The sequence below is a fragment of the Bacillus xiamenensis genome, assembly GCF_000300535.1.
Taxonomy (GTDB): domain Bacteria; phylum Bacillota; class Bacilli; order Bacillales; family Bacillaceae; genus Bacillus; species Bacillus xiamenensis.
Genome location: NZ_AMSH01000131.1, coordinates 1 through 447 on the forward strand (window position 1 = coordinate 1; position 447 = coordinate 447).

Genomic DNA, 447 nt, shown 5'->3' on the forward strand with positions numbered 1-447 from the left:
CAAATATTACGAATAAAACTATATAACAATAATTAATACATTCACATTGAATGCAATGCAAAGTTCATCACACATAGTGATTCTTTCTAAAGTAAGAAATGGTTAAGTTAGAAAGGGCGCACGGTGGATGCCTTGGCACTAGGAGCCGATGAAGGACGGGACGAACACCGATATGCTTCGGGGAGCTGTAAGCAAGCTTTGATCCGGAGATTTCCGAATGGGGAAACCCACTGCTCGTAATGGAGTAGTATCCATACTTGAATACATAGAGTATGAGAAGGCATACCCGGGGAACTGAAACATCTAAGTACCCGGAGGAAGAGAAAGCAAATGCGATTCCCTGAGTAGCGGCGAGCGAAACGGGAACAGCCCAAACCAAGAGGCTTGCCTCTTGGGGTTGTAGGACAATCTATCACGAGTTAAAAAGCAACCAATTAATACTATAGG

The 447-nt window shown here is 43.6% G+C and carries 1 rRNA gene; it reads left to right on the top strand.

What is annotated here, in order from left to right:
- Positions 1–100 precede the first annotated feature (100 nt).
- Positions 101–447 (top strand): 23S ribosomal RNA (locus tag BA1_RS19345); the annotation flags it as partial.